Below are 25,938 nucleotides of genomic sequence, written 5' to 3'. Positions count from 1 at the left end.
GTTTAACCCAAGGGCGCAAGACTGGGGTCGGTCACTTCGTGATCGGAATACGCTCCATTGGAGCGTATTCCCCCTGAGGGTCCGACCCCGGCAGTTCGGCCTACGGGGTGAAAATTGAGCGAGCTTCTGAGCCGGCTTACTTGGCTTTCAGCAACGGCGCCAGTTGCGGCCAGATATTTTTCAGGATGGTCGGATGCGCCTTTGCGTTCGGGTGCATGCGGTCGGCCTGGAACAGCTGCGGCTGGTCGGCGATGCCTTCGAACATGAAGGGGACCAGCGGCGCCTTCCATTCCTTCGCCAGCTTGCCGTACACGCCATAAAACTGCTCGCCATAGGCGCGGCCATAGTTGGGCGGCATGCGCATGCCCACCAGCACCACCTGCGCGCCCGATTTTTTGGCCGCCTCGCCCATGGCGCGCAGATTCGCTTCGGCGGCCGCCACGGGCAAGCCGCGCAAGCCGTCGTTCGCGCCCAGTTCGATCAGCACGACGTCGGGCTCGTGCTTCGCCAGCAGGGCGGGCAGGCGCGCGCGGCCGCCGCTGGTGGTCTCGCCGCTGATGCTGGCGTTGACGATGCGCGTGTCGTTCTTCTGCGCGGCCAGCCGCTGTTCCAGCAGCGCCACCCAACCCGTGCCCCGTGCCAGCCCATATTCGGCCGACAGGCTATCGCCGAGCACCAGCAGCGTTTTTGGTGCAGAATAGGCGCTCGTCATGCCTGACACCAGGAGCAGGGCTGCCGCAGGAAGCAAGGCCAGGGTGCGCCGTCGCAGGCGGTTATCGCCCTTGACACTTATTTGTTCACGAAATTTTTTAAGATAGATCAGCATGCCCGAATTCCCTAAAGCGACTTCCACCAGTTTTCTCCCGTCCGACGCGGCGGCCCAGCGGCCCGCCGCACCCAACAGTCAAAACAGCCAAAATGCCCGGCCGGCCATCGAAGTGGTCCAGCTGGCCAAGCGCGTACCCGATGCCGATGGTGAGCTGACCATCCTGCATCGCGTCGATTTTACCGTGCAAACGGCCGAGACGCTGGCCATCGTCGGCGCCTCCGGTTCCGGCAAGTCCACTTTACTGGGCTTGCTGGCCGGCCTGGATACGCCCAGCGAGGGTAAGGTCATCCTCGACGGCACCGATATCTTCGCCCTCGACGAAGACGGCCGCGCCGGTTTCCGCAAGGAGAAGCTCGGTTTCGTATTCCAGTCCTTCCAGCTGCTGGCTCACCTGACGGCGCTGGAAAACGTCATGCTGCCGCTGGAACTGCGGGGCGACCCGCAGGCGAAGGAAAAGGCGCAAGCGATGCTGGGCAGGGTCAACCTGGGCAGCCGATTGAAACACTATCCGAAATACCTGTCCGGCGGCGAGCAGCAGCGCGTGGCGCTGGCGCGCGCCTTCGTCACGCAGCCGCCGCTGCTGTTCGCCGACGAACCGACGGGCAGCCTGGACGCGGCCACCGGCGAAGCCGTGATCCAGCTGATGTTCGAGTTGAACCGCGAACGCGGTTCGACCCTGGTGCTCGTCACCCACGACAGTTCGATCGCGGCGCGTTGCGGGCGGACGATTACGATCTCGGCGGGCCGGCTGATCTAGATACACCTGACATTACCTACTGCGCGTCGCGCTTTGCGGCCGGCGATGCTCACTGTGCTAGAGCACAGTTGCGCTTCTCGGCCACAAATCACTGACGCTCGCTACGGTACTGTCAGGCGTCGTGACATTCCTTGTAATACGTCGTTATTACACTGACAAGGCATTGATCAACCGGCGGATGGCCGGGATCAATTCCCCGGCCGTCAGTCCGATCGGGCCGCTGCCTGCCGCCACCAGCGCGTCGGCCGCCGCGCCATGCAGCCACACGGCGCCCAGCGCCGCTTCCCATTCCGGCCAGCCCTGCGCCAGCAGGCTGCCGCACAGGCCGGACAGCACGTCGCCCGTGCCGGCAGTGGCCAGCGCGGGGCCGCCCGTGCTGTTGACGACGACGTTGCCGTCCGGCGCGGCGATCACCGTGCCGGAACCTTTCAGGACGACGATGACGCCCAGCTGCGCCGCCAGCTGGCGCGCCGCGGCCAGGCGGTCTCCCTGCACCTCGGCCACCGTCATGTCGAGCAGGCGCGCCGCTTCCAGCGGGTGCGGGGTCAAAATCGTCGCCCCCGCGCCCGTGCGCACGGCCAGCGCCGATTGCAGTTCCGGCTCGGCTGCCATCAGGTTCAGCGCATCGGCGTCCAGCAACAGCGGGCTGTCGCTCTCGAACGCCCGCAACAGCAGTTCCACCGTGCCGGCCTTGTCGCCGAGGCCGGGGCCGGCCACCAGCGCGGCAAAATGCAGGCCCGAGAAATCCACGTCCCTGGCGTGCCGGCACATCAGTTCCGGCTGGCCGCTGTCGAACGCGGGCGGCGCGTCGGGAAAAGCGAGATACACGCGACCCGCGCCCGCGTGCAGTGCCGTGCGGGCCGCCAGGATGGGCGCGCCGGCCATGCCCTGCGCGCCGCCGATGATGGCGACGCTGCCGTAGCTGCCCTTGTGCGTGTTTTGCCGGCGCGGCTGCAGCTGGCGGGCGAACAGGTGCAGGCCGCCCAGCTGGGCCCTGGCGGGCGGCAGCAGGGCAGGAGCTATGGCCAGGCTTGCCACCTCCACCTCGCCCGCATAGTCGCGGCCATTCGCCGTGTGCAGGCCCGGCTTGTCGCCGATGAAGGTGAGCGTATGCGTGGCGCGGATGGCGACGCCGTCGATGGCGCCCGTGTCCGCGTGCAGGCCGCTGGGCACGTCGAGCGCCAGCACGGGGCAATCGAGGTTGTTGACCAGCTGCGCCATGTCACGGCATTCGCCATCCAGGGGGCGCGAGGCGCCGATGCCGAACAGGCCATCAATGACGAGGTGCCATGGCGCCGCGCCCACCGCGGCCGACGCCGTACTGGTCGCCGCCTCCATGCAGTGCGCGCTGCAGTTGCGCGCGCGGCTCAGCGCCTGTTCGCGCTCGGGCGACGTGGCTTGCGCCTCGGGCGCCAGCCAGACGAGCACCTCGGTGCCGCTGCCGGCCAGGTGCGCGGCCGCTTCCAGCGCGTCGCCGCCGTTGTCGCCGGGGCCGGCCAGCACCAGTACGCGCCGGTGGCCCGCGCCGTCGCCATCTTCCTGGGCGTGCAGCAGCTTCAGGGCGGCACTGGCGGCGGCCTGGCCCGCGCGCTGCATCAGCAGCCCTTGCGGCAGGTCGCGCATGGCCGATTGTTCGATGGCGCGCAGTTCGGCGATGGCATACAGCGGTGTTGCGGAGTCGATCAGGTTCATGGAGCGTATTCCCTTAGTCAGCATATCTTCAACATAAGGCCGAAGCGGACGAAAGGCAAGGCGCGCACGCCTGAAACGCGCCCCTGTTTGGCGGCTACAATAGCCATCTCACATAAGCATGGGGGCAGGACGATGGACTGGCAATTCTGGATCGACCGGGGCGGCACCTTTACGGACATCGTGGCGCGCCGCCCTGACGGCAGCCTGGCCACCTTCAAACTGCTGTCGGAGAACCCGGGCCAGTACCGCGACGCGGCGCTGGCCGGCATGCGCCAGCTGATGGGGCTTGCGCCAGGCGCGCCGCTGCCCGTCGAACTGGTGGGCGCCATCAAGATGGGCACGACGGTCGCCACCAATGCGCTGCTCGAGCGCAAGGGCGAACCCACCGTGCTGGCCATCACGCGCGGTTTTCGCGACGCGCTGCGCATCGCCTACCAGAACCGCCCGCAGCTGTTCGCGCGCCAGATCATCCTGCCCGAACTGCTGTATGGCGACGTGATCGAGATCGATGAAAGGGTGGGCGCCCACGGTGACGTCGTGACGCCGCTCGACGAGGCGGCCGCGCGCGCCGCGCTGGCACAGGCCCATGCGCGCGGCGTGCGCGCCATCGCCATCGTGCTGATGCACGGCTACCGCCATCACGCGCACGAGGCGCGGGTGGCGCAGCTGGCGCGCGAAGCCGGTTTTACGCAGGTGTCCGTGTCGCATGAGGTCAGCCCCATGATGAAACTGGTGGCGCGCGGCGACACCACCGTGGTCGACGCCTATCTGTCGCCGATCCTGCGCCGCTATGTCGACCAGCTGGCGATGGAGCTGCCCGGCGTGCACCTGCAATTCATGCAGTCGAACGGCGGCTTGACGGATGCGCGCGCCTTCCAGGGCAAGGACAGCATTTTGTCCGGCCCCGCCGGCGGCATCGTCGGCATGGTGCGGGCCAGCGCGCTGGCCGGTTTCGATAAAGTCATCGGCTTCGACATGGGCGGCACCTCGACGGACGTGTCGCATTACGCGGGCGAGTTCGAGCGCGTATTCGAGACGCAGATCGCCGGCGTGCGCATGCGCGCGCCCATGATGAGCATCCACACGGTGGCGGCGGGCGGCGGCTCCATCCTGCATTTCGACGGCGCCCGCTACAAGGTGGGGCCGGACAGCGCGGGTGCCAACCCGGGGCCCGCAAGCTACCGGCGCGGCGGCCCGCTGGCCGTCACCGACTGCAACGTCATGCTGGGCAAGCTGCAGCCCGACTTCTTTCCCCGCGTCTTCGGCCCCGACGCCAATGAAGCGCTGGACGCGGCCACCGTGCGCGCCCAGTTCGAAGCATTGGCGCGCACGGTGAACTCGACGCCGGAACAGGTGGCCGAAGGCTATGTCGCCATCGCCGTGGGCAACATGGCCAACGCCATCAAGCAGATTTCCGTGCAGCGCGGTCACGACGTCACGGAATACACGCTCACCAGCTTTGGCGGCGCGGGCGGCCAGCACGCCTGCCTGGTGGCCGATGCGCTGGGCATGCGCACGGTATTCATCCACGGCCTGGCGGGCGTGATGTCGGCCTACGGCATGGGCCTGGCCGACCAGAGCGCCATGCGCGAGCAGGCCATCGAGGCGGCGCTGGGCGCGGATCTGGCGCGCGATGTCGCGCAACTGGGCGAGCTGGCGCGGGGCGACCTGCTGCGCCAGGGCGTGGCAGCGGACCGCATCGCGCTCGTATCGCGCGTGCACCTGCGCTATGAAGGCACGGATACGGCCCTCGTCGTGCTGTTCAATACGGCCGCCGGCATGCAGGCGCAGTTCGAAGCGGCCTACAAGAAGCGTTTCTCCTTCCTGATGCCCACGCGCGCCTTGATCGTCGAGGCCATTTCCGTGGAAGCCATCGGCGCATCCGATGCGCCCCAGCCGGCCGCGCCGGTCCACGCGGCGCGCGCTGGCGCGCTGGCGCCGCTGCGCACGGTGCAGATCTATTGCGCCGGTGCGTGGCGCGACAGCGGCCTGTATGCGGCCGACAGCCTGCGTCCCGGCGACGCCATCGACGGCCCGGCCATCGTCAGCGACGCCAACGCCACCACCGTCATCGAGCCGGGCTGGCGCGCCGACGTCACGGCGCATGGCCATTTGATTTTGCGCAGGATCGCCGCCTTGCCCGGGCGTGTCGCCATGGGGACCAATGCGGATCCCGTCATGCTGGAAATCTTCAACAACCTGTTCATGTCGATCGCCGAGCAGATGGGCCTGCGCCTGCAAAATACGGCCCATTCCGTCAACATCAAGGAGCGGCTCGACTTCAGCTGCGCCATCTTCGACGCGCAAGGTCAGCTGATCGCCAATGCGCCGCACATGCCCGTGCACCTGGGTTCCATGGGCGAGAGCATCCGCACCGTCATGACGCGCAATGCGGGCGCCATGCGGCCGGGCGACGTCTTCATGCTGAACGATCCCTATCACGGCGGCACGCATCTGCCCGACGTGACGGTGATCTCGCCCGTCTTCGACGAGAAGGGGGAATCCATCCTCTTCTACGTCGGCTCGCGCGGCCACCATGCGGACATCGGCGGCACGACGCCCGGCTCCATGCCTCCCGACTCCACGCGCATCGAGGAAGAGGGCGTGTTGATCGACAATTTCAAGCTGGTCGACGGCGCCACTGGCGTGATGCGCGAAGACGATACCCTGGCCCTGCTGGCAGGCGCCAGCTGGCCGGCCCGCAATCCCCGGCAAAACCTGGCCGACCTGCGCGCCCAGGTGGCGGCCAACCAGAAGGGGGCCGAGGAATTGGGCAAGATGGTCGCGCATTTCGGTTTGCCTGTGGTGCAGGCCTACATGGGCCACGTGCAGGACAACGCCGAGGAAGCCGTGCGCCGGGTCATCACGACCCTGAAGGATGGCAGCTACGCGCTGGACCTGGACAACGGCGCGCGCATCCAGGTGGCGATCAGGGTCGACGTGGCCGGGCTTAGCGCGACCATCGATTTCACCGGAACGTCCGCCCAGTTGCCGAACAATTTCAATGCGCCGTCCGCCGTCTGCATGGCGGCCGTGCTGTACGTATTCCGCACCCTGGTCGACGACGAGATTCCCCTGAACGCGGGCTGTTTGAAACCCTTGACCGTGATCATCCCGCCCGGTTCCATGCTCAACCCGCAGTATCCGGCCTCCGTCGTCTCGGGCAATGTGGAAACCTCGACCTGCATCACCAACGCCCTGTATGGCGCGCTGGGTGCGATGGCGGCCTCGCAGGGGACGATGAACAATTTCACGTTCGGCAGCGCCAAGTACCAGTACTACGAGACGATATCGGGCGGCTCGGGCGCCGGCCCCGGCTTCGACGGCACGGACGTGGTGCAGACGAACATGACCAATTCGCGCCTGACGGACCCGGAAATCCTCGAGTGGCGCTTCCCCGTGCGCCTGGACAGCTACAGCATTCGCGCAGGGTCGGGCGGGGCGGGGCGCTGGCACGGCGGCAATGGCGGCGTACGCCGGGTGCGCTTCCTCGAGCCCATGACGGCGGCCATCCTGTCGAACAACCGGATTTACCCGCCGTTCGGCATGGCCGGCGGCGAGGCGGGCGCGCTGGGACGCAATTACGTCGAGCGCGCGGACGGCACGCTGGAACACCTGGCGCATATCGGCAAGACCGACATGCAGGCGGGCGACGTGTTCGTCGTCGAGACGCCGGGCGGCGGCGGTTACGGCAAGATGGAATAGGCCAGGTCAGTACTGGCGCTGGCGCCGCTCAGCTGCGCGCGCACCTGGCCCACGTCGCGCATGGGCGCGCGGCCGAACTGGCGGCTGTATTCGCGGCTGAACTGCGATTCGCTGGCGTAGCCGACCCGGTAGCCGGCCGTGCCCGCGTCGATCTGCTCGACCAGCATCAAGCGCCGCGCTTCCTGCAGGCGCAGCAGCTTCTGGTACTGCATCGGCGTCATGGCGGTGATCGCCTTGAAGTGGTGGTGCAGCGACGACATGCTCATGTTGGCCATGCCGGCCAGGTGCTCGATGCGCAGCGGCTGCGCGTAATGCCGCTTGATCCAGTCGATGGCTTGCGCCACCTGGTGCGACTGGCTGCTGGCCAGCGCCATGTGGCGCAAGCGCGCGCCGACGGGGCCATTGAGCAGGCGGTAGGTCAGCTCGCGGCGGATCAAGGGCGCCAGTGCGGCGATTTCCTCCGGTTTGTCGAGCAGGCGCACGAGGCGCAGCATGGCGTCGAGCAGCTCGGGCGACACGTCGCTGACGGATATGCCGCGCGTGGCGGGCAGGATTTTCTGCTGCGCGGTGCCAGCTGCGCTTTCGCTGTCGAGCAGCGCCGCCACGTCGGCGATGTCGATGCCCAGCACCACGCACAGGTGCGGCTTGTCCACGCTCGCCTCCACCACGCGCACCTGCACCGGTAGGTCGACGGAGGTCAGCAGATACTGCATGCGGCTGTAGTGGAAGGTTTCCGTGCCCAGGGTGACGTCCTTCGCCCCCTGCGCGATGATGGCCACGCTGGGGCGCGCCGCATGGAACAGGGACTCCGTGACGGACGACTGGCGGTGGAAGGTGAGGTGGCCGATGGCCGTCGCGTAGTCGCCCGTGCGCGGCGCGTGGCGGCTGATCAGGGCGGCGATTTCGTCTTGGGGCGGGAGCAGGGTAGGCATGGGTGGCAGTATGCGTCAGGCGAGGGAGGGCAGGGGCTGATCTTACGCAGATTTGGAGGATCGTGCAAAGGTCTTGCAGGATCGCGGTAACGGCGGACGGGCTTCTCGGGCACACTTGTGCAATCGCATGCATGGCACGCGTTCCCCTCGTCACACACATATAGATACAGGAGTTTTCATGACCACCATCGCCAAAGGCTACGCCGCACTGGGCCCGACTTCCGCACTGCAACCGTTCACGTTCGAGCGCCGCGCCCCGCGCGCAGACGACGTGGCCATCTCGATCAAATACTGTGGTGTGTGCCATTCCGACATCCACCAGGCGCGCGACGAATGGGGCGGCGCCGCCTTCCCCATGGTGCCCGGCCATGAAATCGCCGGCGTCGTCACGGCCGTTGGCGCCAATGTGAGCAAGTTCAAGGTGGGCGACCACGTGGGCGTGGGCTGCTTCGTCGATTCCTGCACCACCTGCAAGACGCGCAACGTGGACCTGGAACAGTACATGCCAGGCCTGATCCAGACCTACAATGGCGTCGAAGCGGACGGCAAGACGGCCACGCAGGGCGGCTACTCGGACAGCATCGTCGTCAAGGAAGGCTATGTGCTGTCGATTCCCGACAACCTGCCGCTGGACGCCGCCGCGCCGCTGCTGTGCGCCGGCATCACCCTGTATTCCCCGCTGAACCACTGGAAGGCCGGCCCTGGCAAGCAGGTCGCCATCCTGGGCATGGGTGGCCTGGGCCACATGGGCGTGAAGATCGCCCACGCCATGGGGGCCGAAGTGACGGTGCTGAGCCAGACTTTGTCGAAGCGCGAAGACGGCCTGCGCCTGGGCGCCACGCATTACTACGCCACCAACGACGCGGAAACGTTCAGCAAGCTGGCCGGCACGTTCGACCTGATCATCTGCACGGTGGGCGCGTCCATCGACTGGAACCAGTACATCAACCTGCTGAAAGTCGATGGCAGCATGGTCATCGTCGGCATCCCGGACGGCGCCGTGCCGCCGATCAGCGCCTTCGGCCTGGTGGGCGCGCGCCGCAGCCTGTCCGGCTCCATGATCGGTTCGATCAAGGAAACCCAGGAAATGCTGGATTTCTGCGGCAAGCACAATATCGTGTCCGACATCGAGATCATCCGCATCCAGGATATCAATGAGGCGTTCGAGCGCGTCGTGAAAAGCGATGTGCGATACCGCTTCGTGATCGACATGGCCTCTTTGTAACGCTCGAGAAAAAGCCCAGGGCGTTGTTGCCGCGTCTCGCCGTACATTCGTACTGTTTTCGACGCGGCGCCTAGCCCTGGGCATTTTTCGAGCGTTCCATGAACGCTTCCCGAAAAACCAGAAGCGGATTCGGTTCGCCAGACTTTCCCCATCCCCGCCAAAGATCAAGCTCCTGCATCAATTTTTCTTTCCTTGCGTTAAAAATCGGCATAAAATGAAACCGTACAGTACAGTTTCACTACGTGGTTTCAAAAAATCAGCCATCCCCGACGTGTTTGCCTGGGCAGGGGAGGCGTCATGGATAAAAAATGGACACTTCAACAAAGAATGGAGCGGCGGCGATCCCGGCGGTCTCCAGGGGCAAGCGCCTTGCCCTGGCGGTTTTTGGCGTTTTTCTCGGCTTTTCCGGCCTGGCCCTGGCGGCGGGCGGCATCGAACTCATCACCCTTGGCGGTTCCTGGTACTACCTGCTGGCCGGTCTCGGTTTAATACTGGCGGGCGTGCTGTATTGGCGCCGCAAGCCGCTGGCCAGCGGCATCGTCGCCGCGCTGGTGCTGGCGACCTTGCTGTGGGCCGTATGGGAAATCGGCTTCGCCTTCTGGCCCATGGTGCCGCGTTTGGCGCCATTCCTCGTCATCGGCCTGGCCGCCGCCTTGCTGCATCCATGGCTGGCGGGGCGCAGGCATACGGGCCAGTCGCGCGGTTTCGCCGCCTTGTTTGCCGTCGTGCTGGTGGCCGGTTTCGCTGCCATGTTCAAGCCGCACGGCGTGCTGGAGGCCACGTCGCAGCCGCGGCAGGATGCCGTGGCGGCCGTCAACGACGGCAGCGCCAACTGGGCGCACTATGCAAATGGGCCGAAAGGCACGCGCTTCGCGCCGTACACGCAGATCGACAAGGCCAACGTCGACCAGCTGCAGGTGGCGTGGACTTACCGCTCGGGCGAGCTGGCCGAGGGCGCGTCGGAATCGCAAAACACGCCGCTGCAGATCGGCGACACCATCTATACGTGCACGCCGACGAGCAAGGTCATCGCGCTCGACGCGGACACGGGCAAGGAGCGCTGGACCTTCGATCCGAAGCCGGCCAACACCAAAACGTGGAACCGCTGCCGCGGCGTCGGCTATTACGAGCCGGCCAAGGTGACAAAGCCGTTCCGTTTTGACGGCATGCAGGCGGCCGGCGCGCCGCAAGCGGGCGCCTGCGCCAAGCGCATCGTGCAAGTGACCATGGATGCGCGCCTGATCGAGATCGATGCGCGGACGGGCAAGCGGTGCGAGGGTTTCGGCGACAAGGGTTCCGTCGACCTCACCGTCGGCCTGGGCAAGGTCAAGATGAACGTGCCGTACTACGCCTACACGTCGGCGCCGACCATCGCGCGCAACCTGATTATCCTCGGTGGCTGGGTCTTCGACGGCCGTTCCACCGATGAACCATCGGGCGTCGTGCGCGCCTACAGCGCCGACACGGGTGAACTGGTGTGGGCCTGGGACCTGGGCAATCCGGCCATCACCAGGCTGCCGCCGGAAGGGCAGACCTACACGCGCAGCACGCCGAACATGTGGTCGGCGCCCGCGTTCGACGATGAACTGGGCCTGGTCTACCTGCCGACGGGGAACGAGCAACCGGACTTCTGGGGCGGCAAGCGTCCGCCGCTGACGGAAAAATATACGTCGGCCATCGTCGCCCTCGACATGGCCACGGGCCGCGAGCGCTGGACGTATCAAACCGTCCACCACGATATCTGGGATTACGACGTGGCCGCGCAGCCGGCCCTGTACGACGTCCCGGACGGCAAGGGTGGCAAGACGCCAGCGCTGGTGCAGCTGACCAAGCGTGGACAGATCTTCATGCTGGACCGCCGCACGGGCAAACCGATAGCGGACGTGGTGGAAAAGCCCGTGCCGCAGGAGCACGCGGCCGGCGACTGGGTGTCAAAAACGCAGCCATATTCCACCGGCATGCCGGCCCTCGGCGCGCAAACGCTGACGGAGCGCGACATGTGGGGCGCCACCTTCTTCGACCAGCTGGCCTGTCGCATCAGCTTCCGCAAGCTCAATTACCAGGGCGAGTTCACGGCGCCGAGTACGAAAGAGACGCTGATCTACCCGGGCTACTACGGCGGCTTCAACTGGGGCGGCGCGGCCGTCGATGAAAGCAATGGCTATATGTTCGTCAACGATATCCGCATGCCGCAAGTGGTCAAGCTGGTGCCGCGCGAGACGGTGGACGTGGCCAAGCTGACGTCGGGCCACGGCGTGGGCAGCACCTATCCGATGGATGGCACGCCGTTCGTCATCGACCACAAGGCCTTCAATTCGCCGCTGGGCATTCCTTGCCAAAGCCCGCCGTGGGGCGTGTTCGCCGCCATCGATTTGAAGACCCGCACGAAGGTATGGGAGCGTCCGGCCGGCACGGTGCAGGATGCCGTCATCAATGGCGTGCGCGCGCGGCTGCCCATTCCGCTGGGCATGCCGACCCTGGGCGGCGGCGTGAGCACGGCGTCGGGCCTGGTGTTTTATGCGGGCACGCAGGATTATTATTTGCGCGCCATGGATATCGCCACGGGCCGCGAAGTGTGGAAGGCGCGCATGCCCGTCGGTTCGCAAGGCACGCCGATGACGTATGTGTCGCCCAGGTCGGGGCGCCAGTACGTCGTGGTGGTGGCGGGCGGCGCCCGCCAGAGCCCGGACCGGGGAGATTACGTGATAGCATACGCGCTTCCCAAGACACAGTAAGAGTTTGCTTCATGCCCCAGTTGCGCACCGTTCCAGCTTCCCCGACTACCCGAAGCGAGGAGCGGCGGCGCAAGCTGCTGGTGGCGGCGGCGGACCTGTTCCTCGCCGCCGGCTACGACGGCGTCAGCATGGACGCCATCGTGGCCGCGGCCGGCGGCTCGAAAGCCACGGCCTACCGCTACTTCGGCAGCAAGCAGGAATTGCTGGTGGCGGTGGTCGAATACCTGTGTGCCGACTTCATCATCGCGCTGCGCCGGCTCGACACCTCGCAAGTCGGCCTGGAGCAGGGCTTGCAGCTGATCCTCGATGAACTGGTGGCCGTCGTCACCAGCCCCCGCCACGTGGATTTCTACCGCCTCGTCGTCACGGGCGCGGCCGCCGTGCCGGCCGTGGGTCTGACCTGGTACGAGCACGGTCCGCAAGTGTGGCACGCATTGATCTTGCGCCTGCTGGAACAGCAGCGCGCCCAGGGCCGCATCGCGCCCGACACCTCGCTGTCCAACCTGCCGCAAATTTTGTTTGACGCCGTCTTCTCGCACCTGACCACGCGCACCGTGATGCTGGGGCAGGGCGGCAATGCGGCCACGTTTCGGCCCTTGATCGCGGAGCTGATCGAGCTGGTGGTGGCGCGGGTGGCGCGTCGGCCGGAATAAGGTCGGCACGCCGCGCAATCCGGGCTACGTGACCAGGCGATCGGACGATATGGGCCTGATCGCGCCGGCATGCAAGAACAAGCTGGATGTTGAATTTATTAACAACCTTTGGAAAAGCTACACGCAAGGGGAGTTCCAGCTTGACGCCAAGGGAGCATGGTGCCTTCGTGGCCGACCTGTGCGCCGGTTTCATCATCGACCTGCCAGCGCCGCCGTCAAGCCTGGGGCGTTATGCGCTTGTCCAGCGGCTTTTCGTTGAGCGCATCGGTGGCCCGGTCCACGAATTGCCTGACGTTCCCCACCTCGGCAAACAAGCCGGCATAGGCTTCCCGAATCAGCAGCGTGCACTGCTCGAATTTCGCAAGCTGCGACAAGCCTTCCTCCGTGGGCATCAATATCCGGCGCCGCGCATCATTGTCATCGTTCCGATACTGTATGAGGCCCAGACGGAGCAGCTTGGGTATCTTTTGCATGACCAACTGGTGCGAATGTCCGAGTTCGCGCGCCAGATCCGACGCCGAGGCCTCGCCCAGCGTTGCAAGAACCGTCATCAGCGAACACGAACGAACGGGGATGACGATCCCCATCGTATCGAAGACGGTTTTGGATTGCTCGGCGATCAGGACGCTCAGCCGTTCGACAGCGCGGCCGAGAAACACGGCGTCATCGATCTCGGTGGGGGAATGCGTTTGCTTAGTCAAGGCGCGGGTACCTCTGGATGCTGCCATCCTTGTTCACGCGTTCCAGCGCCGTCACTTTCCCGTTCAAAGTATGCAAGCGGTATCGAAAATCCGATACGCCTTCCACCGCGAACAGGTCGGGGCCTATCGGCTCAAGCGCGACGCGGAACCGATCGCGCCAGATATAGTAAAGAGTGCCATTGTCCAGAATGATCTGGCGTCCTTCATATTTTCCGACGGCTTTCGTCAACGTCGCGGCATCGATGTGGGGGCGCTCGATCGCCGCCGTCAAGCCGGGGAGCAGCCAGGCAAACTCCGTTCGCCTGGCGTCATCGGTCTTCGCCAGATGTTCCAGCGCCAGCTTGTGCGCCACTGGCAGCGCGCGAATGGAGGGGCTTGCGATATCGGGTTGCACGCCGACGCCTTCGAAGTCTCCATGGTCAACGGGATCCTGGATCTGGCCGATCGGCACTTGCACGAAAAAATCATCATTGAGCGGCTTGCGTGCCACCGGATGCGCGCCACCAGCGGTCCGCTCCCCGATCAGGGTGGCTCGCCCGAGCTTTTTCATCGCATAGGAAAACCACTCCGCGGAGGAAAACGACGTGGAGCCGGTAAGGATATAAACGGGCTTGTCCACCATGCGCTTGCCGGGCAAGCCCGGCAGCACCCATTGCCCGCGCTGGATACGCTTGCCATCCTCGTTGTAATAGTAGTCGAAGAGCAGCTGGTCTTTCTCGCTGGAGAAGAAATAGCTCGCTATAAATTGCGCCATTTCCAGATGTCCGCCATTGTTATAGCGCAAATCGATGATAAGGGCATCCGTATTGCCCACGAAGCGCATGACGGAGGCCGCCGTATCATAGGCAAATTCCGGATCGGCAAAATAGCTGAAGCGGATATAACCGATGTTTCCCGCCAGGCGAGCGACTTCATCGAAACCGAAATTGGTTTCCTCCAGCCGGCTCGCTTCTTCTTGTCGTATCTTGGCCTTGAGCGCCGGCTTGGCCTTCGCCTTGAATTCCGCGATCCATTCCGGGTCCGTCGCCACCAGGAAATGCAGGTCGCCGCTGACTTTGATGAGATCGTCGGTCAGCTTGCTCGCAAACGCTGCTTTCGTGGTCGCCGAGTCATACGCTCCCTTTTTCAGATGTTCCTGAAGCACAGGCCTGATTTTTCGCGCGATGTCCGGGAATGCGTAGTTTGCATTCAGGGTGGTGTCGAGGGAGGCGATGATCGCGCCTTTTTCGTCTCGTGAGAAGCCCGGCGCCTCGGCAAAAGCGCTCGATGCGCACAGGATGGACAGTGCCGACAGCGTTTGAAGCAGAAACAGGTGATGGCGCATGCTGATGTTACCTCCCTCGGTGAAACCCGATAGTACAATATATTGTGCAATATATTGCAGAAAAATTCTCCGGCGTCGATGTTGGGAGCAAACACTGCCGCTTCCGTCCAATCTCCGTGGCAGTGACGGGGTTACGGCAGTTTCAGGTGGCAATACCGTATTTGTGCTGCGTGGCCGCATACTGCTGCCTGAGCGACTCCAGCTGCGGATGCTTGGGGTCGATCTTGCGGATCATCTGCATCTGGTGCTGGGCCTGCTCAGCCAGCGGGGCTTCCCAGCCCAGCATGTTGAGCTGGCGCAGGATGGCGTCGACGGAGGCGAACAGCACGGGCAGGTTGCCCGGCGTCTTGCGCAGGGCCTGGCGCAGCACGAAGACGGCTCCCTTGAGCTCGCCGCTTTCCGACTTGCTGGCCGCATCCTGCATCAGTTCCTGCACCTGGTTGCTGATCTGCTGGCCCATGCCTTGCGCCAGGTCGTGGCGGCCGGCCTTTTCAAACACGTCGACGGCCGCTTCCATCGTCACTTCGCTGTCCGCTTCGTTGACGAGCTTCATCATGACGTCCGAGGCGGCCTGCTCCAGGTTGTTCTTCAGGCAGCTTTGCACGAGGCCCACCTTCAGCTGCGTCGACAGGCCCCGCGCCGTGTCCAGAGCGGCGGCGGCCAGTTGCAGCTCGTTGGCGGCGGCGATGTCGTTGCCCGACAATTCATGCAGCATGGCGGCCGAGATGGCGCGACACGCTTCCACATTGGCGCCGCCCCGCAGCGAGCGTTCCATGTCGCGCAGCACGCCGCTCGCCTGCGGCGCGTCGCCTTTCTTGACCAGCGTTCTCACCAGGTTGACGTGGTCTTCCGGGTCACGGAATTCCGAGTACTTCGCTTTCGTCACCACCTGCTTGTAGGCCCGTTCGGCCGCGCCGATGTCGCCCGTGTCATAGGCGATGCCGCCCAGGTGGCGCAGGCGGCGCACCATGTGCGGCGAGATGGCCACGGCATCCTCGAGGATTTTCTTCGCCTGCAGTTGCTGGCCCATGGCTTCATGGTTCTGCGCCAGCAGATCGTAGGCGGCCATGAAGCGGGGATACGTTTCCACCAGTTCCAGCAGCGCATCCTGCGCCTCTTCGTGGCGCTGCTGTTCGAACAGGGTGCGCGCCAGGCCCAGATGGGCCCAGGCCATGGGCCGCGTGGCCAGCATGTCGGCGTACAGCTGTTCCGCTTCCTTCCATTCGCCCAGGGTGAGGTGCAGCTCGGCGCGCAGGCGGGTGAAATCGGCCGCCAGGCGCGGGTACTGCAGTTCGGCCGCGCGGCAGCTTTTCACGGCTTCGCGCAAGTCGCCCTTGTCGATCAGCTGATACGTGGGCAGGAACATGGCGCGCCGCTCGATGGCGCGCGCGATGCGTCCGCTCAGCACGTCGACGGTGAACGGTTTTAATATGTAGTCGGACGGGGTCAGCTCTGCCGCGCTGATCACCTTGCTGTGGATGGCCTCCGAGGTCAGCATGATGAAGATCGTCCACAGGCCGATCAGCTTGTGATGGCGCAAGTCTTCCAGCAATTGCTGGCCATCCTGGCCGTCCGTGCCGCTACCAAGATCGTATTCGCACAGGATGATGTCGAACGGTTTCTTCGTCAACAGGCGGATGGCCGTGCCGGAATTGACGGCATATTCCACCTTGGTGATGGCGGCCTGGTTCAGCATATTGTGCAGATTGCCCCGCATGCTGGGGTTCGGGTCGACGATCAGGACAGATAAGTCGCTAGTTTCTGGCATTGTTCAGCTCTCGTTCATCTGTTCGGTCATTTGCGGGAACTCTTCTTATATGTCTCTGCCTGGCAGTATTGTTTTTTATCAGCATACTGCAAAGGCGCCCGACACTGCCAGCAAAATGCATGCAATCGGGCACGGGGCAGGGCGGCGTTGTATTTCGTGACGGCGAGGCCCCGTATTCATGCGCCGCACCAGCATTGCGCTACAGATAGTTCATCAGCGTGATAGTATCCTAATTGCAACTAACGTTGAACGCCGCACCAGATTGCGGCCAGGCTTGCGCAAGGCTGTACCGGGCGCTGATCTCTTTCTGGTGTCGATACCCGTATGCGCGTTCCTGACCTTTCCTCGCTGCGGCGCATCGCCGTCCCCCTCGCTTTTGGCGGCAACAGCGAACAGCAGCATACGTATTTCGCCGAGCTGCATCGGGTCGGCCTGGTCACGCAAGTGCTGGGCATCATCGCCTACAGCCTGACCTGGCTGTTGATGCCGCCTGCCTACCATCCAAATTTGACGCATGCCGTGCTGGCGTTGCTGGGCATGTTGACGAGCCTGATCGTGCGCTACCGCTGCACCACCTTGCCCGTGCTGACGATTACCGGCGCCTGCGCCGTGCTGGCCCTGACCTTCGGTTTGCGCACCATGGCCGACGCCGTCCAGCACGCCAGCTTCTGGGTCTTGCCCGTGGGCGTCTTCATGACCCTGGCCATCGCCTCCATCTTCAATGGCGGCCTCAGCTACCTCGCCGTGGTGGCGGGCGTGTGGTGGAACGTGGGCCATGGCCTGTATCCGGTCAACGCGGGCTTGCCCGACCAATCCTGGGCGCCGCTGATGATCGCCGTCAGCGTGCTGTTCGGGCTGGCGTTGAATGTCAGCTTCAGTTTATTGCGTTTGCGCAACTATCACGCCAAGGTGGAATTGACGCGGCTGGCCTTCCAGGACGGCCTGACGGGCTTGAACAACCGCCGCATGTTCACGCAGCGCGCCCAGCAGATGCATGGCGCACTGCACGGCGGCATGCTGCATTTCCTGATGATCGATATCGACGATTTCAAGCTCATCAACGACCAGCAGGGTCATGACGCGGGCGACGCGGTGCTCATGCGCACGGCCGCCATCATCGCCGACAAGGCGCATGGTCATCTGTGCGGGCGCCTGGGCGGCGAGGAATTCGCCATCGTCTATGCGGGCAACCGCGACGAGGCCAGTGCCTTTGCCGGCGCCCTGGTCGACGCCGTCAGCCAGGCTTTCCTGGCCGCGCAGTTCGTGTCGATCAGCGTGGGCGTGGCCGAGCTGGACCGTAGCAAGGAACTGGGGCACAGCTATCGCCTGGCCGACGAGGCGCTGTACCTGGCCAAGCGCCAGGGCAAGAACCGCTATGTGATCGCCTGAGGTTGTTGTTGTCGTGTCAAAAATGGCCGCTTTGCGGGGCAAAAGGGGGGCAAAGCCCCAAGTTCCGGTCATAAGGCAGGGGTAAAACGGGTATAATGCGCGCAAAGGAAATTTGCCGTACGAAAGATATTGTCATACCTACCTTTAACCCGCAGCCACGCTGCATCAACCACCTTCCAATCATGTTGATACTGCCGGGTTCCAATGCCCTGTCCCATTTCCGTAGCCACCGTCTGTTAAGCCAACTGCAAGCCGTCTCGCCTGCGATTGTTGCCGTACAAGCACGCTATGTCCATTTCATCGATGCCAGCGCGCCTCTCAGCAACGACGACAGCACGCGCCTTGGCGCCTTGCTGACGTACGGCGAGCCGGCCCACGCCGACAATACGGAAGGCGCCGCCGAAGAATTCTTCGTCATCCCCCGTTTCGGCACGATTTCGCCGTGGGCTTCGAAAGCCACCGACATTGCGCACAACTGCGGCATGGCGCACATCAAGCGCGTCGAACGCGGCATCGCTTTCCGCATCAACCTGAAATCGGGCATCCTGGGCAGCGCGATTGGCGCCGGCAAATTGACGGACGAGCAGGTACAGGCCGTGGCCGACCTGCTGCACGACCGCATGACGGAATCCGTGCTGCGCAGCGCCGACGACGCCAAGGACCTGTTCCGCACCCTGGAAGCGCGCCCGCTGGAATCGATCGACTTGCTGGGGCAGGGCAAGGCCGCGCTGGAAACGGCGAACGTCGAACTGGGTCTGGCGATGTCGGAAGACGAAATCGACTACCTGGACGCCGCCTTCACCAAGGCCGGCCGCAACCCGACGGACGTGGAATTGATGATGTTCGCGCAGGCGAACAGCGAGCATTGCCGCCACAAGATCTTCAACGCCGACTGGACCATCGACGGCGTGGCGCAGCCGAAATCGCTGTTCGGCATGATCAAGAACACGCACGAACTGCAGCCTAAGGGCACCGTCGTCGCCTACAGCGACAACTCGTCCATCATGGAAGGCGCCACGGTGTCGCGCTTCTACCCGCGCGGTGCAAACCACGAATACGCGGCGTCGACCGAACTGACGCACACCCTGATGAAGGTGGAAACGCATAACCATCCGACGGCCATCTCTCCATTCCCTGGCGCCTCCACGGGCGCGGGCGGCGAGATCCGCGACGAAGGCGCGACGGGCCGCGGCGCCAAGCCAAAAGCCGGTTTGACCGGTTTCACCGTATCGAATCTGTCGCTGCCGGACGCCGTGCGCAGCTGGGAAACGGCCGCCTCCGTGACGGCGCCATTGGCATCGCGCACGGACGCCGAGCAATATGGCAAACCGGAGCGCATCGCGTCGCCGCTGCAGATCATGATTGAAGGCCCGCTGGGCGGCGCCGCGTTCTCGAACGAATTCGGCCGTCCGGTCCTGGGCGGTTACTTCCGCACGTATGAACAGAACGTCGGCACGGACAAAGACGCCGTCTTCGGCTACCACAAGCCGATCATGATCGCCGGCGGCATCGGCAATATCTCGGCGCAGCACACGCACAAGAACGACATCCCCGTCGGCAGCCTGCTGGTGCAGCTGGGTGGCCCGGGCATGCGCATCGGCATGGGCGGCAGCGCCGCCTCGTCGATGACCACCGGCAGCAACACGGCTGACCTGGACTTCGACTCCGTCCAGCGCGGCAATCCGGAAATGGAACGCCGCGCCCAGGAAGTCATCAACGCCTGCTGGCAAATGGGCGCGGACAATCCGATCATCTCGATCCACGACGTGGGTGCGGGCGGCTTGTCGAACGCCTTCCCGGAAATCACCAACGACGCCAAGCGCGGCGCGATTTTCGACTTGCGCAAAGTGCCGCTGGAAGAATCCGGCATGGCGCCGAAGGAAATCTGGAGCAATGAATCGCAGGAACGCTACGTTCTCGCCATCGCGCCGGAAAGCCTGCCGCTGTTCAAAGCCATGTGCGAACGCGAACGCTGCCTGTTCGCCGCCGTGGGCGTGGCCACCGAAGAGCGTCAACTCAAACTGATCGACCCGGAGCTGGGCAATGAGCCAGTCGACATGCCGATGGACGTCTTGCTGGGCAAGCCGCCGAAGATGCAGCGCGACGTGGTCCACGTGGCCAACGATTTCCCCGCGATTGACTTGACCGGCATGGACTTGAAGGACGTGGCGCAAAAAGTGCTGCTGCTGCCGACCGTGGCCGACAAATCCTTCCTGATCACCATCGGCGATCGCAGCGTGGGCGGCATGACCGTGCGCGACCAGATGGTGGGACCATGGCAAGTGCCGGTGGCCGATTGCGCCGTCACCACCATGAGCTTCGAGGGTTATCTGGGCGAAGCGATGGCCATGGGCGAACGCACGCCGCTGGCCGTCATCGACGCGGCAGCATCCGGCCGCATGGCCGTGGGCGAAGCCGTCACCAACATCGCCGCCGCAGCGATTGCCGACATCTCCGACATCAAGCTGTCCGCCAACTGGATGGCCGCCTGCGGCCAGCCTGGCCAGGACGCGGCCCTGTACGACACGGTCAAAGCCGTCGGCATGGACCTGTGCCCGGCGCTGGGCATCAGCATCCCCGTCGGCAAGGATTCGCTGTCGATGCGCACGACGTGGAAAGACGAGGGCACGGGCGCGGCGAAATCCGTCACGTCGCCGGTGTCCTTGATCGTGTCCTCGTTCGCGCCAGTGACGGACGTGCGCAAGTCGCTCACGCCGCAGCTGAAGACGGACAAGGGCGACACGTCCTTGATCCTGATCGACCTGGGTCGCGGCAAGAACCGTTTGGGCGCCTCCGCGCTGGCACAAGTCATGGGCCAGTTGGGCAATGAGACGCCGGACGTGGACAGCGCGGAAGACTTGAAAGGCTTCTTCGCCGCCATTCAAAAGCTCAATAGCGACGACAAGCTGCTGGCCTACCATGACCGTTCGGACGGCGGCCTGTACGCCACCCTGACGGAAATGGCCTTCGCCGGCCACACGGGCATGTCCGTCAACCTGGACATGCTGACCATGGAAGGCGAGCATTCCAGCGACTGGGGCGACGCCAAAAACTGGACGGGCCAGGTAGCGGAACGCCGCAACGAACTGACCCTGCGCGCCTTGTTCAGTGAAGAGCTGGGCGCCGTGATCCAGGTGCGCGCGGAAGAAAAATCGCTCGTCATGGACGTGCTGCGCACGTTCAACTTGGGCGCCTGCAGCCATATCATCGGCAAATTGAACGACCGCGACGTCATCGAATTCACGCGCGACGCCAAGCTGATTTACACCCAGCCGCGCGCGGAACTGCACCGCCTGTGGAGCGATACGAGCTGGCGCATCGCCCGCCTGCGCGACAATCCGGCCTGCGCGGACGCCGAATACGACCGCCTGCTGGACGTGCAAGACCCGGGCATGTCGCCGATCGTCACCTTCGACCAGAACGAGAACATCGCCGCGCCATTCATCGCCACCGGCGTGCGTCCGCGCGTCGCCATCCTGCGCGAGCAGGGCGTCAACTCGCACATCGAGACGGCGTACGTGATGCACCAGGCAGGCTTCACGGCTGTCGACGTGCACATGAGCGACCTGATCGCGGGCCGCGTCAAGCTGGACGACTTCCAGGGCGTCATCGCCGTGGGCGGCTTCTCGTACGGCGACGTGCTGGGCGCGGGCGAGGGCTGGGCGAAAACCATCCTGTTCAACGCCAGCCTGGCGGAACAGTTCGCGCGCTTCTTCAACCGCACGGACAGCTTCGGCCTGGGCATTTGCAACGGCTGCCAGATGATGAGCAACCTGAAATCCATCATCCCCGGCGCCCACGCCTGGCCGAAATTCACGCGCAACAAGTCGGAGAAATTCGAAGGCCGCTTTGCCATGGTCGAAGTGATGGATTCCCCATCGATCTTCTTCAACGGCATGGCTGGCACGCAAGCCGGCATCGCCATCGCCCACGGCGAAGGCTACGCCGACTTCTCGCAAACGGGCGACATCACCCAAGTCACCAAAGCCATGCGCTTCGTCGACAACAAGGGCGCCGCCACGGAAGCCTACCCGTACAACCCGAACGGCTCGCCGGAAGGCATCACCTCCGTCACCACGCCAGACGGCCGCTTCACGGTGCTGATGCCGCACGCGGAGCGCGTGTTCCGCAGCGTGCAACAGTCGTATCACCCTGAAGCGTGGGGCGAGGATTCGCCTTGGATGCGCATGTTCAGGAATGCACGGAAGTTTGTGGGGTAATTTGCTAGTTGCGGCGCGGCGTCTTGGTTCAAGGCGCTGCTGCTGGGGCAGGAATGAGAAAGCCGCTGTCGGGAGACAGCGGCTTTTTGTTTGCTAATATTGCTGTAAGTAAGTTTACGTTGCGGGATTTATTTCGTGTCCGTATAACTTTATGTATTTTTTTTCGAGTTCCACATCTAATACTGAAAATATTTTTTTAAATTTTTCTGCCCAGTCATAATTTTCAGAAATTTCAGCCTTATTGACTAGGTATTTTCTCAATTGATCTTTGTTTGCTTCAGTTTTCATGTCAAATGACTGTAATTTCCCATCGACATCTATTAAGTAGCTAATAAACCAGTTTGGATGTTCTGCATACACAGTTGCAATCCAATCATGAGGGAAAAGACCCTCGAGAGTAAAACCGGTTGGTAGGCTTATGGAATCTTTGTTTGCTTCAAACGGGATTTTCTTTTGGCCGAAATATTGTTGTAGATTTTTAAGTGCTTTTTGTCCTGCATCATCGCCATCCATAACCACAATTACTGGGCGTTCTTTTTGAATAAATTCATATGTGGCTTTCATGAATCCTTCTAGGCCGGATACCCCGGTGAAGTCTAAGAAATCTGCATTTCTTAAGTATCTCCATAAGTGATTTCCTTTCCCATCGTCAGCTATTTTTTCTAAGGCCCAACTAAAAATTTCTCTATCGCTTTTGCCTTCGACAAATATATTTATTAATCCTAGATTATAAAAATCACTGAACTTTACACCTAATGATCTTCTGATTGAGTTGGTGGCGTCAAGATAGTTGTTGTATGTCTTGGTTTTTGTCTCAGCGTTTACTACTTCAGTTCCTAATATTTTATTCGGATTTTTGTCAACAAATCCTAAAGAATGTGTTGTAGAGACAAGTAAGGATTCTTTGGCGATCTCATTGAGCATGCCTAGGCAAGATTCTGTTAATTGCGGATGAAGGTATGACTCGGGTTCCTCAATTAACCATATTGTATTCTTTTTTGATATTCTTTCTTCTTTTGTGATCCAAAGAAATGATGCCAATATAGATGCTGCTTGAATTCCCATACCTTTTCTATCGACTGGAGTCGAAGAGGGGTCCGATAAATGAAACTCAAAAGATCCCAGTAACAATTCAAGTGAATCGCTTGGGTACCTAAATTCTGAATTTATGTGCCCAAGACCTGCTATTTTCAGTTGAGAATCCAAATGACTTGATATTTCCTTTAGTCTTATCTTAATTTCTGCATTTTTTTCATCTATTATTTTTGATATGGATTTTTTAACGAATGGCAATAAAAGGGAGGAATATAAATCATTTATGCTCTTCGATGATGGTACGTAGTGGCAGATGAATTTATTTAGAAGTAAATTTATTGCTTGAATTTGTTTTTTTGAGAATTTTGCTTGTGCTCCAGTCTTGTATTTTTCATTTGAAAATAGTCTATAGCTAGGGTTGCTAGATTTTGAGGCGAATGATAGATATAAAGAAAATTTCGGAAGTACATCAATTTCTTTTTCTAGTAATAAGCAAAGTTCCTTGTATATAACGAAGAAATCAGAGTCTTCGCCTTGAATGTCGCCGCTGAAATTGGCAACGATACTGGTTTGGCCGGATGAGTCGAAGGAGAAATCTGAATCATAGTTATAGCCTGCTGAGTTTTCGTATCCAGTGAATACTAATTCAATGGCCTTTAAAATATTTGTTTTTCCGCTGCTATTTGGGCCGACTATCGTTAGGCCGTTACTTAGATCTATAGTCTGTTCGGTTCTTATTGTGCGGAAGTTTCTTATCTTGATGGATTCTAGTTTCATATTAAGTGGTTTAAAATTTAAAAATATATTGTTATTTACCAAACGTTTGCCACCCCCACAATCACCACCGCCGACGGCACCAGCAAAAACTGTGCAATCAGCGTCCCCGCCAATCTGCTCCCCACCAGCCACACCACCGCCCGTCTAAACAGCGATTCTTCGGTTTTTCCCTCGATGACGTCATCCGTCATGTCCGACACCACGTGCCGATGAAGACGGCCATCATGATGGTGGCGCCGCCGTTGATGATGGAGGACAGGGTGCTGGAGGTGACGCGCACGCTGGGGTCCAGCACGCCCGCGTACAACGCTGCGAAGACGCCCACCGTCCACAGGGCTGTGGCGATGACGTTCATGGCCGTCATGGATATGGAAACGCCGGATTTTTCGCGCAGGCCCGTGACGTTGGCGGGCTTGGGCAGGCTGGCGGAGGTCTTGAGGTAGGACAAGCCGCCCTTGAAGACTGCGTGCAACAGCAGTTTCGGCACGGACCTGTGTACCTGGAAATGCTCGACGGCGCGGCAGAAGGCTCGCTGGAAGGTGGGGATCAGTATCGCGCCCAGTAAGGTCGCCAGGCTGGCGGAAAATAGCAGCCAGCGGAAGTCTACCAACAGCGTGCTGGCGGCCACATGCTGGTCGATGCCTGTTTCCACGCGCTTGGCCAGGAATGGTCCAAGGAATGAGTTCGACGTACGCGACAGCAGCATCAGAATGCTGAACAGGGCCAGCGATACGGCGATGCGCCGCGTGCGGATGCCGGCGATGCGCACGGAGTAGGCGAGGGTGCCGATGATGTGGATGATGAACGTCAGTGCGCAAATCAGCAGCAATTGCTTGTCCATCACAACCTTGCAGTAAAGAAAATGTAATTCCATGCTGCCATGAAGTTACTTATTTTTCAACTGCAAATAAGATAATTATCACGTGATCTAGCTTTTGTGGTGTTTTATGTGCGCTAGTGTGGCGTTGGCTGAATTTCACCCCAAGGCAGAAACTGGGGTCAGACCCTTAGGGTCTGACCCCGGCTCTTTGCCTGTGGGTTGGACCATGCGGTCAGCGGAGGCAAGGCATGTTTCCAGCGCTTGCATTCCGCCCCCGCGCCCCCAGCTAGGTGACAGTGGTAGCCTGTAGTGCTGCCTCATTCGAACCAACCAGGAGAACCGCCATGAGTTTCGATTCCTTTCTGTCCAAACTGAAGACCAAAGCCAGCGAACTGAAAACCGAGGCACTGAAGTACAAGAACAAGGATTTCCTGCATGCCGCGATGGCGGGATCGGCCTTGATCGCCATGGCGGACGGCAGCGTCAGTGCGGAAGAGAAGCAGAAGATGGTGAAGTTTATTGAAAGCAATGATGCGCTGTCCGTGTTTAGTACCACGGACGTGATCAAGGCTTTCCAGGAATATGTGGGCCAGCTGGAGTTCGACAAGGATATCGGCGAAGCCAAGGCGTATCAGGCGCTGGGCAAGATGAAGTCGAATGTGGAGGCGTCGCGCTTGCTGGTGCGCATGATTATCGCCGTCGCTTCGTCGGACGGCAATTTCGACGCCAACGAGCAGCGCGTGGCCAGCAAGATCGCGCGCGAGCTGGGCTTGAATCCCGGCGAGTTCGAGCTGCAGTAAGCGCCAGGCCAGCCGGCCCCGGCTGGGGCTGGCCAGCTTAATCCTTGTCCCACCACGGCGGCGCGCTCTCCGACCTCGGGCATGCCGTCTTCAATGCACTTATCTTGTAGCGGATCTCGATCACCTGCCCTTGGTGAAACGGACCGCGTATCCAGTCGCCGGAATTAAACAGGTAGGACTTGCCATTGATACAGCGTTCGGTCGGCAAGTCGCCGATGGGGCTGGTCGAACGCAGGGTGACGCGCACTTCGCCAGTGGCATCGAGCGGCGCGTCGGCGCTTGCATACAGTATATCGATGCCGACATCGCAGACACGGGTGCTGCCTATCTTGCTGCAGTACTTGATATACGTTTGCTGGCGCGCCATGACCATGTGATCTTCATGCCGCATCGGCTTGCCATCGTCAAAGGTAAAGCGCAGGACGACTTGCGTGGGCTCGCTCGCGGGATGGCGCGTGGTGGTGGTGCAGGCGGCGCTGACCAGGGCCAGCAGGGGCCAGGCCAGCAGGCGCAGGCCGCCGCGCAGCAGCGTCGAGATCGGGTTGTTGCCGGATGGGTGCTGCATGTGGCGTTGCC

At 62.0% G+C, this 25,938-nt stretch carries 16 protein-coding genes and 1 pseudogene; 8 read left to right on the top strand and 9 right to left on the bottom strand.

The features are described 5' to 3' along the window. Positions 1-136: 136 nt before the first annotated feature. Positions 137-826 (bottom strand): arylesterase, encoded by a 690-nt coding sequence (locus GCN78_RS23900; RefSeq protein WP_152253934.1) that lies wholly within the window; start codon positions 824-826, stop codon positions 137-139. On the opposite strand from GCN78_RS23900, the gene GCN78_RS23895 reads away from it, so the two are divergent. After that, positions 825-1,586, top strand: a complete 762-nt coding sequence (locus tag GCN78_RS23895) for an ABC transporter ATP-binding protein (RefSeq protein ID WP_413465233.1) — start codon at positions 825-827, stop codon at positions 1,584-1,586. The two genes, GCN78_RS23900 and GCN78_RS23895, sit on opposite strands and share 2 nt — an antisense overlap. A gap of 147 nt (positions 1,587-1,733) precedes the next feature. Here the strand turns inward: GCN78_RS23895 and GCN78_RS23890 are convergent, their stop codons facing one another. Continuing rightward, on the bottom strand, positions 1,734-3,278 hold the full coding sequence (locus GCN78_RS23890; RefSeq protein ID WP_152253933.1) for an NAD(P)H-hydrate dehydratase: 1,545 nt from the start codon (positions 3,276-3,278) through the stop codon (positions 1,734-1,736). Positions 3,279-3,410: 132 nt separating this feature from the next. Between GCN78_RS23890 and GCN78_RS23885 the strand changes: the two genes are divergently transcribed. Next, on the top strand, positions 3,411-6,983 hold the full coding sequence (locus GCN78_RS23885) for a hydantoinase B/oxoprolinase family protein (protein ID WP_152253932.1): 3,573 nt from the start codon (positions 3,411-3,413) through the stop codon (positions 6,981-6,983). On the opposite strand, the gene GCN78_RS23880 is transcribed toward GCN78_RS23885, so the two are convergent. Further along, on the bottom strand, positions 6,965-7,915 hold the full coding sequence (locus tag GCN78_RS23880) for an AraC family transcriptional regulator (protein ID WP_152253931.1): 951 nt from the start codon (positions 7,913-7,915) through the stop codon (positions 6,965-6,967). The genes GCN78_RS23885 and GCN78_RS23880 overlap by 19 nt on opposite strands. A 178-nt stretch (positions 7,916-8,093) precedes the next feature. On the opposite strand from GCN78_RS23880, the gene GCN78_RS23875 reads away from it, so the two are divergent. From GCN78_RS23875 to GCN78_RS23865, 3 genes are all read left to right on the top strand, one after another. Further along, complete coding sequence (locus GCN78_RS23875) at positions 8,094-9,140, top strand: NAD(P)-dependent alcohol dehydrogenase (protein WP_152253930.1); 1,047 nt, start codon at positions 8,094-8,096, stop codon at positions 9,138-9,140. Between the two features lie 308 nt (positions 9,141-9,448). Beyond that, positions 9,449-11,875 (top strand): membrane-bound PQQ-dependent dehydrogenase, glucose/quinate/shikimate family, encoded by a 2,427-nt coding sequence (locus tag GCN78_RS23870; protein ID WP_152253929.1) that lies wholly within the window; start codon positions 9,449-9,451, stop codon positions 11,873-11,875. Between the two features lie 11 nt (positions 11,876-11,886). After that, positions 11,887-12,528, top strand: a complete 642-nt coding sequence (locus GCN78_RS23865) for a TetR/AcrR family transcriptional regulator (protein ID WP_152253928.1) — start codon at positions 11,887-11,889, stop codon at positions 12,526-12,528. A 215-nt stretch (positions 12,529-12,743) separates the two neighbouring features. Here GCN78_RS23865 and GCN78_RS23860 read toward each other — a convergent pair whose 3' ends face one another. The 3 genes from GCN78_RS23860 to GCN78_RS23850 form a co-directional block, all read right to left on the bottom strand. Further along, a complete protein-coding gene (locus GCN78_RS23860; protein WP_193316846.1) occupies positions 12,744-13,229 on the bottom strand; it encodes a MarR family winged helix-turn-helix transcriptional regulator in 486 nt (161 codons plus the stop codon). Further along, the gene (locus tag GCN78_RS23855; protein WP_193316845.1) at positions 13,222-14,553 is read right to left on the bottom strand and encodes a S41 family peptidase; all 1,332 of its coding nucleotides are present in this window, start codon (positions 14,551-14,553) and stop codon (positions 13,222-13,224) included. The genes GCN78_RS23860 and GCN78_RS23855 overlap by 8 nt, the downstream gene beginning before the upstream one ends. Positions 14,554-14,695: 142 nt before the next feature. Next, on the bottom strand, positions 14,696-16,321 hold the full coding sequence (locus GCN78_RS23850) for a response regulator (protein ID WP_152253925.1): 1,626 nt from the start codon (positions 16,319-16,321) through the stop codon (positions 14,696-14,698). 324 nt (positions 16,322-16,645) lie between these two features. On the opposite strand from GCN78_RS23850, the gene GCN78_RS23845 reads away from it, so the two are divergent. Together GCN78_RS23845 and purL are read left to right on the top strand one after the other, a co-directional pair. After that, positions 16,646-17,710 (top strand): GGDEF domain-containing protein, encoded by a 1,065-nt coding sequence (locus GCN78_RS23845; RefSeq protein WP_152253924.1) that lies wholly within the window; start codon positions 16,646-16,648, stop codon positions 17,708-17,710. 182 nt (positions 17,711-17,892) lie between these two features. Continuing rightward, the gene (gene purL / locus GCN78_RS23840; RefSeq protein ID WP_152253923.1) at positions 17,893-21,930 is read left to right on the top strand and encodes a phosphoribosylformylglycinamidine synthase; all 4,038 of its coding nucleotides are present in this window, start codon (positions 17,893-17,895) and stop codon (positions 21,928-21,930) included. A 114-nt stretch (positions 21,931-22,044) separates the two neighbouring features. On the opposite strand, the gene GCN78_RS23835 is transcribed toward purL, so the two are convergent. Then, complete coding sequence (locus GCN78_RS23835; RefSeq protein WP_152253922.1) at positions 22,045-23,742, bottom strand: ATP-dependent nuclease; 1,698 nt, start codon at positions 23,740-23,742, stop codon at positions 22,045-22,047. A 35-nt stretch (positions 23,743-23,777) separates the two neighbouring features. After that, a pseudogene (locus tag GCN78_RS23830) lies at positions 23,778-24,583 on the bottom strand (lipid II flippase Amj family protein). A gap of 323 nt (positions 24,584-24,906) precedes the next feature. On the opposite strand from GCN78_RS23830, the gene GCN78_RS23825 reads away from it, so the two are divergent. Beyond that, positions 24,907-25,362: a tellurite resistance TerB family protein gene (locus tag GCN78_RS23825; RefSeq protein WP_152253921.1), complete on the top strand. Its 456-nt coding sequence runs from the start codon at positions 24,907-24,909 to the stop codon at positions 25,360-25,362. A 37-nt stretch (positions 25,363-25,399) separates the two neighbouring features. Here GCN78_RS23825 and GCN78_RS23820 read toward each other — a convergent pair whose 3' ends face one another. After that, positions 25,400-25,927, bottom strand: coding sequence for a hypothetical protein (locus tag GCN78_RS23820; protein ID WP_152253920.1), 528 nt, complete (start codon positions 25,925-25,927; stop codon positions 25,400-25,402). Between the last annotated feature and the right edge of the window lie 11 nt (positions 25,928-25,938).

Origin of the sequence: Janthinobacterium rivuli (assembly GCF_009208735.1) — a bacterium.
Lineage (GTDB): Bacteria > Pseudomonadota > Gammaproteobacteria > Burkholderiales > Burkholderiaceae_D > Janthinobacterium.
This window is presented reverse-complemented; position numbering and strand designations above follow the sequence as displayed.